Origin of the sequence: Bacillus sp. JJ1474, assembly GCF_036965225.1 — a bacterium.
Taxonomy (GTDB): domain Bacteria; phylum Bacillota; class Bacilli; order Bacillales; family Cytobacillaceae; genus Cytobacillus.
Window position 1 is genome coordinate 1 of the sequence record NZ_JBALPC010000054.1, and the last position, 8,726, is coordinate 8,726.

The window sequence follows — 8,726 nt, forward strand, 5'->3', positions numbered from 1 at the left end:
AGAATTAATAGGAAGTTTAAGATACCCTTATGTTGGCATTAGTCATATTGAAAATAAAGTAGGGGTAATAGATTTTTATGGCAGGAGATTTTTTATAGATGAAATGAATGGAAGAATAAGGGGTAAAGACTTTGTTAAATAATTTGCAACAAAACATTAAGTATTGTTCTAACTTTCTTCTGACACACTTTGGTTTTAAACGCCATTCGTGTGTTTTTTTATTATATAAGCCTTTAGTCATATTAATAATGTAAAAAAGAGGAATTAATACTCAGAAACTAAACTATAGTCCAGACGTAAGTTTAACTGAATATAACCATTTTGTTTTTTTACTTTATTACATAAATTTGGAGGAACAGAAATGAATGCGAAAAGAAATTTCTTTACGTTTTTATTATGTTTGTTAAGCTGCGTCTTTATCCTTTCAGCTTGCAGTAATGCTAGTTCAAGTGATTCAGAGACAAAAGCTTCTAAAAAACAGGAACAAAAGCAAGATAACAAATATGAAAAGCTGGCAGAGGAGAAAAATAAAGAATTTGAACTTGAACCGATAAAATTGACTTCTTACAGTGAAGAGATCGGTGCAACTTTTAAGAAGCCTGAATATAAAAAATTTGCAGTAAATGGGAAAGTTATGGTCGAAGGAGAGATCGAAAAGCACTCCTTATTGAAATTTCATTACGCTTGGATCAAGGTCCATTCTGATGAAGAAGGACGAGCAGGGAATAAGCATGGATACTACACACCAATTAAGGACGGCAAATTTAAGCAGGAAATTCATTTCTTCAATGGAGAGGGCGAATACCGAATAACTGTCCAGCTTCCTAGTACAGATCGTGAAAATTATTATTATGATACGGCCAAATTTGAAGTTTATAATGTAAATCCTGAAATTCAGCGGGATATTACGTATACACCATTTGGTCAGGATGTTGAGCTTGCCCTAAATTTGGATTCTAGCTTCGTAGAAGAGGATGGAATCTTTCAGTTAAAAGGGAAGGCGGGCAGTTTGAAAGACGAGGATACAATCATGCTCAGGCTCAATAAGGACTCTGAAACATGGAAGCATGTGATTCCTGTTAAAAATGGGGGATTTTCCTATGATATTCCTTTGTTTTATGGTGAAGGGATACATAAGCTTGAAGTGTTAGTTCCTGATAAGGAGCGGGATAATTATTACCAAACGGCTACAATGGTTTTAATAGATAACAAATCTAATCGGACGATGAAGCCGATCGAGTATTCTAAAACTTATATGGAGCGTGGAGTTACATTAGAGTATCCTCTATTTGGCGGGGAAGAGTCGGAAGGGACTTTTAACATTAAAGGTTCCATTGACCCGAACGCTGAGTTTGCTTCTAAAACAACGCACATTTACATTACATCGAAAAAAGGCGAGGATGAAGCTTTAGATGTAATCCCAATTAAAAACTTTACATTTGATGACTCTTTTTATTTACGATTTGGTCCGGGTACATATGAAGTGACAGTTAGTGTACCTGAAATAAAAGAAAAGAACAGTGATTACTTCCGATACTTCGGTTTTGCGCAGTTCGAAGTAGAATCAAAAGCCCTTAAAGATGAGCGGGATCTTCTCCCTTCCCGCGGCGTTCAATCAGATGCCCCTCAAATCGAAGAACTGGCAAAGGAGCTTATAACAGGAAAAAGTACCGACCGGGAAAAATCAAAAGCCATCTATGATTATGTGGCCCAAAATATTAGCTACGATGTTGGGAAATACAAGAATGATGAATTCGAATGGGATGACAGTGCATTAAAAACTCTTGAGCTAAAAACAGGGGTTTGCCAAGATTATGCTTACTTAACGATTGCACTTCTTAGAGCAAGTAATATTGAAGCTAGATTTGTAGAAGGAATGGCGCGCGGCGGATTTTGGCCTGCAAGGCATGCATGGGTTGAAGCTAATATTGATGGAAGCTGGGTGACGATGGACCCGACATGGGGTGCTGGTTATTTAAAAGATAATCAATTTGTTGCTAAATTTACTGACACTTATTTTGATCCGAGTATGGAGGAATTTAATAAAACGCATACACGGACAGGTGTTTCTTATTAATTTATTCTTGAGTAAATGGAATCTCTGAATCTTGTTTTCAGAGATTCTATTCAATTTAATGGCTAACAGTTTCTTCGAGGGAGCTTTTCTTCTTCTCCTAGTCAAAGTTTTTTTATTCCCCTTTATTTCCCATAAGAAAAAAACCCCAGTATTTTGGAAAAGGTATTATACTAAATATATAGAAATAGAAGATGTATCACTCTTTAATCAAGCTTGCGATTATTCTTCAAATTAAAGATTAGCAGAATATTACAGGAATTTGACATAATTTATCGAATAAATTACAAAGGAATGGCGATTTTTAAGCAGAATGGTAGGCTTGTAGCATTGTTTTTTCTTAATAAATAATGAAATGACGCACAACAGGAGGAAATATATGACTAGTGAGCACATGCAACCTATGATAGAGAGAGTTTTAGCGAATATTGAAAAGGTTATGATTGGAAAACGCGAAGTTGCTGAATTAAGCTTAATTGCCTTGCTGGCGGAAGGGCATGTTTTATTAGAGGATGTACCTGGTGTAGGAAAGACGATGATGGTACGTTCCCTTGCGAAATCGATCGGGGCGAATTTCAGAAGGATTCAATTCACACCTGATTTATTGCCTTCAGATGTGACAGGGGTTTCTATTTATAATCCTAAGGAAATGGAGTTTCAATTTAGACCTGGTCCGATCATGGGGAATATTATTTTGGCAGATGAAATCAATCGTACCTCACCGAAAACTCAGTCAGCTTTACTGGAGGGAATGGAAGAAAGCAGTGTGACGATTGACGGAGTGACACATACACTTGAAAAGCCGTTTTTCGTTATGGCGACTCAAAACCCAATCGAATACGAAGGAACCTATGCTCTTCCGGAAGCTCAATTAGATCGATTTTTATTAAAAATGAAAATGGGCTATCCGGATATGACGGAAGAAATGGAAGTGTTAAACCGAGCACAAAAGGCTAGACCCATTGATGATCTTGAGCCGGTTATTGATTTAATAGAATTAAGAGATTTACAGGAAAAAGTAAAACAAGTTCATGTAGATGGAACGATCAAACGCTATATCGTTGATCTGGCAAACCGTACGAGAACCCATTCAAGTGTTTATCTAGGTGTTAGTCCAAGGGGGTCTATTGCGTTAATGAAGGCTGCGCAAGCCTATGCCTTTATATATGGAAGGGATTATGTTCTTCCAGATGATGTTCAATACTTGGCACAGGCTGTTTTTGCTCATCGCATTATCTTAAAATCAGAGGCGAAGTTCGAAGGCATTACTGCTGAAGAAGTAGTGGATCGAGTAATGGCAAGGACTCCTGTTCCGGTACAAAGGCTTGTGAAGTAGATGAAACGCCTATTATCTAATGTAAGGAAGGCTTGGAAGCTAGCTGCTTTGTACCTTTTAATTTTGGTTACCTTCTCCTATGCCATGTTCCAGGGAGGGTTTGTCAGCTGGTTTTTATTTTATAGCTTTGTCCCTTTTGCCATTTATGCGCTTTTTCTTTCCTTCTATCGTCTCCATCATTTACAGGTGTCCCGTGTATTCTTAAAGACGGAATATAATGCGGGTGAGTCCATAAAGGTGGAGATTACACTGAAAAGGAAAATGTCGTTTCCCTTATTTTATATCGTCATAGAGGATGAACTCGGCGAGCAGCTCCGATATTCGCAAGAAAGGAATCGGACTAAATCCTTCTTGTTTCCCTGGTTCAAAAAGGAAATCAATTGGGACTATCAAATCAATGATCTGCCAAGGGGAGAGCATCATTTTCAGTCCATAAGGGTGAAAACGGGTGACCCCCTCGGCTTAATTGAAAAAGAAATACACATACAGACAGATCAGAAAATCATGGTGTACCCGGCATATGAAGAATTAATTTACAGACCGCTTGAAAACCATTTTGATCAAGGACTGACAGCATCAAAGGAACGTGTACAAAGAGATACGTCCATGGCAATTGGAATACGGGAGTATCAGCCAGGGGACCGATTTTCATGGATTAATTGGAAAGCAACGGCAAAGCGAAATGATATTATGACGAAGGAATTTGAGCAGAGGCAATCCCATGATGTGTTTATTCTTATGGATTGTGTGCCGTCTGGACGTTTTGAAGCCATTGTTTCTTTCTCAGCCTCTATTATTAGAGCTATTCTCCAAAAAGGAGCACAGGTTGGTTTTCTTTCCTCTTCTTCTGAAAGAATCGCATTTCCCATAAGAGGCGGGGAAAGCCAGCAAATGCAATTATTCTATCATCTGGCGAAGGTGAGAGATGATAGTCCGGTCCCAATAGATCGTATCCTTGAGGCTGAGGGATTTTTGCTTCAGCAAAATAATCTCATGCTGATCACTGCACAATTGACTAGAAGCTTAATTGAAAAAGCAGGTCTTTTAGTTTCAAAAAATGGCTTAGTGACGATATTTATCGTGAAAAATGAAATGGAATCACTTTTACCGGATGAGCTTACACTTAAGGGAGCTGCTAATGCAAGAGGGCTGCGAGTTGTTTTAGTTCACAGCGGAAACTTTAAGGCTGTTTTTTCGGAGGTGGCTCGGGCATGAAGTCTCAAAAAGCCCAAAAGGATTTAGCTTCTTTTCTGCTATATACATTTGGCTTCCTGCTGCTATGGGAGTGGCTAAGACCGTTAGAGCAACTAACAGATACATCGAATATATGGGTTTTTCTCCTTTTCAGTATCGTGTCACTGCTATTGGCCTATTTAGGTACTCATTTTTTGATCAGCGGTTTTATTAAATGGATGTTAATGGTCTATGTTTTGCATTCCTTATATTTTGAAGGATCGTTTTTTAGATTAGATTGGATACCTGTTTTTTTGGGGGATTTTTATAAGAGCTTATTGCTGCTTGTAGAAAGGGACACATCTAGCTTAAGTAATCTTTTTAAAAGCTTTCTATTTTTTATCCTCCTCTGGTTAATGACTTATTTAATTCAATACTGGCTCATTAGGAAAAGGCAGATCTTTATCTTCTTTTTCATGACATTAATTTATATTACCGTGCTTGATACGTTCACTCCTTATGAAGCGGAAGTGGCGATTGTCAGAACGGTCATTTCGGGATTTGTCATTATGGGGACGCTGACCTTTTATCGGCTTATGGATAAAGAAGTTATTCACGGAAGGGCAGAGTTCTCTCGCAAATGGCTGACTCCTTTAATTGTCATGATTGTTATTAGTGTTGCTTTTGGTCTTGCTGCACCAAAGGCTGATCCGATTTGGCCAGATCCAGTTCCGTTTATTAAATCGTATGCAAAGGGCAGCGGGGATGAGAGAGGCGGTATTCAGAAAATTGGCTATGGCTTGGATGATTCCCAGCTAGGAGGACCTTTCATTGGTGATAATCAGGTTGTGTTTAGGGCAGAAATTGAATCACGCCAATATTGGAAGGTAGAGACGAAAGATGTGTATACAGGTAAGGGATGGATTACCGCTGGCCCTAGAGAGGAAGTTACACCTTTTCGTATAGAGGATGTTGTTCCTGTTTCTTCGTTTATCGATCATGATGGTGTAAATAAAGTCGAAGAAATAAGCTTTATAAATGCGTCAATGGATTATAAACATATTGTGTATCCTTTAGGAATTAAGAGGATTGAAACACCCTTTCATCCTGATAGTTCTTTTCAAATCGAGAATTATACGGAAAAAATCCATACTTTATTAGGTGGAATACCTGGGTCAATCAACAACTATTCGGTTATTTATGATGTGCCGAAATATAGCGTGACTGCTCTCATGAATGCAAGTTCCGAAATCAACAATGCGCAAAATAATGCATTCATCGAAAGATATACACAGCTTCCTGATGAACTTCCTCAGCGAGTTCGAGAATTAGCCATGGAGATAACCGAAGGCAAGACCACATGGTTTGAACAAGCAAGAGCGTTAGAGTCGTATTTTAAAAAATCAGGCTTTGTTTATGATCAGAAGAATGTTGCTGTCCCTGGTGCTGATGACGATTATGTTGACCAGTTTTTATTTGACACAAAAAGAGGGTATTGTGATAACTTCTCTACTTCCATGGTTGTGATGGCAAGGTCTCTCGGTATTCCTGCAAGATGGGTTAAAGGGTATACAGAGGGTGAGTACAAGGGGCTCGCTGAAAATAGCCGCAGGATTTTTGAAGTTACAAATAATAACGCCCATTCATGGGTGGAAGTGTATTTCCCTAATATAGGATGGGTTCAATTTGAACCAACACAGGGCTTCTCTAACAATGTTCAATTTAATTTTGATCAGTCGTCACAAAGTAATACCCAAACTGCAGATAATCAGCCAAAACCAGAAGAAAATGAAAAGCCTGAGATTGAAAAAGACAATCCTGAAAAATCAGCTTCGTCCTTTTCATTCACGAAGCTTACTCAATCTGTGAAAGGATTTTTCGCAAAGACTTGGAAGTGGCTGCTGGGGTCTGCTCTAGCCCTATCCTTATTGCTGCTAATTATTTATCGCTTACGCGGCAAATGGCTTCCTTATTATTTAGCCTTAAGGTTTAAATGGACAAAAAAAGATGAAAACTTCCCTAAGGCATACTTGCTTCTATTAAGAGAATTGCAGCGCTATGGGCTGTATCGTAAAGACGGGCAAACCCTTAGAGACTATGCTCAGTATGTGGACCGTTTCTATTCAACTAGTGAAATGAGCAAGCTTACCTCCCGTTACGAGAAATTAATTTATCGAGGGGAAGTAGCAGAAGGAAGCTGGGAAGAGACGAAAGAATTGTGGGAAAATTTAATTAAAAAAACAATAGCTTGACCGGAAAATTAACCTGTTGATACAATAGGTTCGTTAATCTGTGAAATATTATAATTGAATGTAATCCTTCATATATCCTCGATAATATGGTTCGAAAGTTTCTACCAAATCACCGTAAATGATTTGACTATGAAGGCAGATTCTTCTATCCCTTTATAGGGATTTTTTTACCAGAATGTCTGCCTTCACCAATAATGGGGGAGCAGAGTCTGGTTTTTTATTTTATTTGCGTGGTTTTATGAAATGTATCTGCGTTATTTTTTATGTAATAGAGAACACTATTCATAATAAATGGTATTTTATTAAATTTGTGGGGTGAACAGCTTGACAGCGAAACTAGAAGGACAAGAAATGATCGTTGTATTAGATTTTGGAAGCCAGTACAACCAGTTAATTACACGTAGAATTAGAGAATTTGGTGTATATAGTGAATTACACCCTCATACGATTACAGCTGAAGAAATTAAAGAACTGAACCCGAAAGGTATTATTTTCTCAGGTGGCCCGAACAGCGTATATGAAGAGGGTGCTTTCCGCTGTGATGAGAAAATCTTTGACCTAGGCTTGCCGATTTTCGGAATTTGCTATGGTATGCAGTTAATGACGATGCATTTAGGCGGAAAAGTGGAGAAGGCAAAAAATCGTGAGTATGGCAAGGCTGAGCTGAAGATTGAAAATGAATCTAAGCTTTTTGCGAATCTTCCTTCAGTCCAAACGGTTTGGATGAGCCATGGCGATTTAGTTGTAGAGGCTCCCGAAGGATTTACAGTAGATGGTGTAAATCCATCATGTCCAATTGCGGCTATGAGCAATGAAGAGCGCCGCATGTATGCTGTTCAATTCCACCCAGAAGTTCTTCATTCTGTTTATGGGAATGACATTTTGAAAAACTTTGTATTTGGTGTTTGCGGATGTAAAGGCGACTGGTCGATGGAGAACTTTATTGAAGTAGAAATGGAAAAAATCCGTCAAACGGTTGGCAACAAAAAAGTACTTTGTGCGTTAAGTGGCGGCGTGGACTCTTCTGTAGTCGCTGTTCTAATTCATAAAGCAATTGGCGATCAGCTAACATGTATTTTTGTTGACCACGGGTTGCTTCGTAAAGGGGAAGCGGAAGGTGTCATGAAGACATTTGCTGATGGCTTCCATATGAACGTAATTAAGGTAGATGCTCAAGAGCGCTTCTTAAGTAAGCTAAAAGGTGTTTCTGACCCAGAGCAAAAACGTAAAATTATTGGAAATGAATTCATTTATGTATTTGATGATGAGGCTGACAAGCTTGAAGGCATTGAGTTTTTAGCCCAAGGTACGCTTTATACAGATATTATCGAAAGTGGTACAGCGACTGCGCAAACAATCAAGTCCCATCATAATGTAGGCGGGCTTCCGGAAGATATGCAATTTAAGCTGATCGAGCCGCTTAATACATTATTTAAAGATGAGGTTCGCGCTTTAGGAACAGAGCTTGGGATTCCAGATGAAATTGTTTGGAGACAGCCATTCCCAGGTCCTGGTTTAGGCATTCGTGTTTTAGGTGAAATTTCAGAGGACAAGCTTGAAATCGTAAGGGAATCTGACTATATTTTACGTGAGGAAATTGCGAAGGCTGGCCTAGATCGTGATGTTTGGCAGTACTTCACTGTCCTACCTAACATTCGAAGTGTTGGGGTTATGGGAGATGCCCGTACCTATGATCACACAATCGGCATTCGTGCAGTTACATCCATCGATGGCATGACATCCGATTGGGCAAGAATTCCTTGGGATGTTCTTGAAGTTATTTCTTCAAGGATCGTTAATGAAGTAGCTCATGTTAATCGGGTTGTGTATGACATTACGAGCAAGCCGCCGTCAACAATTGAGTGGGAGTAGGAAAAGCGGAAGCGCCTTC

Annotated in this window: 5 protein-coding genes and 1 riboswitch; all 5 genes read left to right on the forward strand. The window is 38.9% G+C overall.

What is annotated here, in order from left to right:
• The first annotated feature begins 361 nt into the window (after window positions 1-361).
• The gene (locus tag V7164_RS08695) at window positions 362-2,077 is read left to right on the forward strand and encodes a transglutaminase domain-containing protein (RefSeq protein WP_335353909.1); all 1,716 of its coding nucleotides are present in this window, start codon (window positions 362-364) and stop codon (window positions 2,075-2,077) included.
• Window positions 2,078-2,453: 376 nt separating this feature from the next.
• Complete coding sequence (locus V7164_RS08700; RefSeq protein ID WP_335345242.1) at window positions 2,454-3,410, forward strand: AAA family ATPase; 957 nt, start codon at window positions 2,454-2,456, stop codon at window positions 3,408-3,410.
• Entirely contained in the window at window positions 3,411-4,625 is a 1,215-nt protein-coding gene (locus V7164_RS08705; RefSeq protein ID WP_335345243.1) for a DUF58 domain-containing protein, read from the forward strand.
• Window positions 4,622-6,835: a transglutaminase domain-containing protein gene (locus V7164_RS08710; protein WP_335353910.1), complete on the forward strand. Its 2,214-nt coding sequence runs from the start codon at window positions 4,622-4,624 to the stop codon at window positions 6,833-6,835. Before V7164_RS08705 ends, V7164_RS08710 begins: the two co-directional genes overlap by 4 nt.
• A gap of 48 nt (window positions 6,836-6,883) precedes the next feature.
• Window positions 6,884-6,985: riboswitch (purine riboswitch) on the forward strand.
• Between the two features lie 201 nt (window positions 6,986-7,186).
• Window positions 7,187-8,707 (forward strand): glutamine-hydrolyzing GMP synthase, encoded by a 1,521-nt coding sequence (guaA, locus tag V7164_RS08715; protein ID WP_335353911.1) that lies wholly within the window; start codon window positions 7,187-7,189, stop codon window positions 8,705-8,707.
• Window positions 8,708-8,726 lie beyond the last annotated feature (19 nt).

What these genes read in the sequence shown, in the direction of transcription:
- V7164_RS08700 (WP_335345242.1), top strand. Translation starts at nt 2,454, where the DNA reads ATGACTAGTGAGCACATGCAACCTATGATAGAGAGAGTTTTAGCGAAT.
- guaA (WP_335353911.1), top strand. Translation starts at nt 7,187, where the DNA reads ATGATCGTTGTATTAGATTTTGGAAGCCAGTACAACCAGTTAATTACA.
- V7164_RS08705 (WP_335345243.1), top strand. Translation starts at nt 3,411, where the DNA reads ATGAAACGCCTATTATCTAATGTAAGGAAGGCTTGGAAGCTAGCTGCT.
- V7164_RS08710 (WP_335353910.1), top strand. Translation starts at nt 4,622, where the DNA reads ATGAAGTCTCAAAAAGCCCAAAAGGATTTAGCTTCTTTTCTGCTATAT.
- V7164_RS08695 (WP_335353909.1), top strand. Translation starts at nt 362, where the DNA reads ATGAATGCGAAAAGAAATTTCTTTACGTTTTTATTATGTTTGTTAAGC.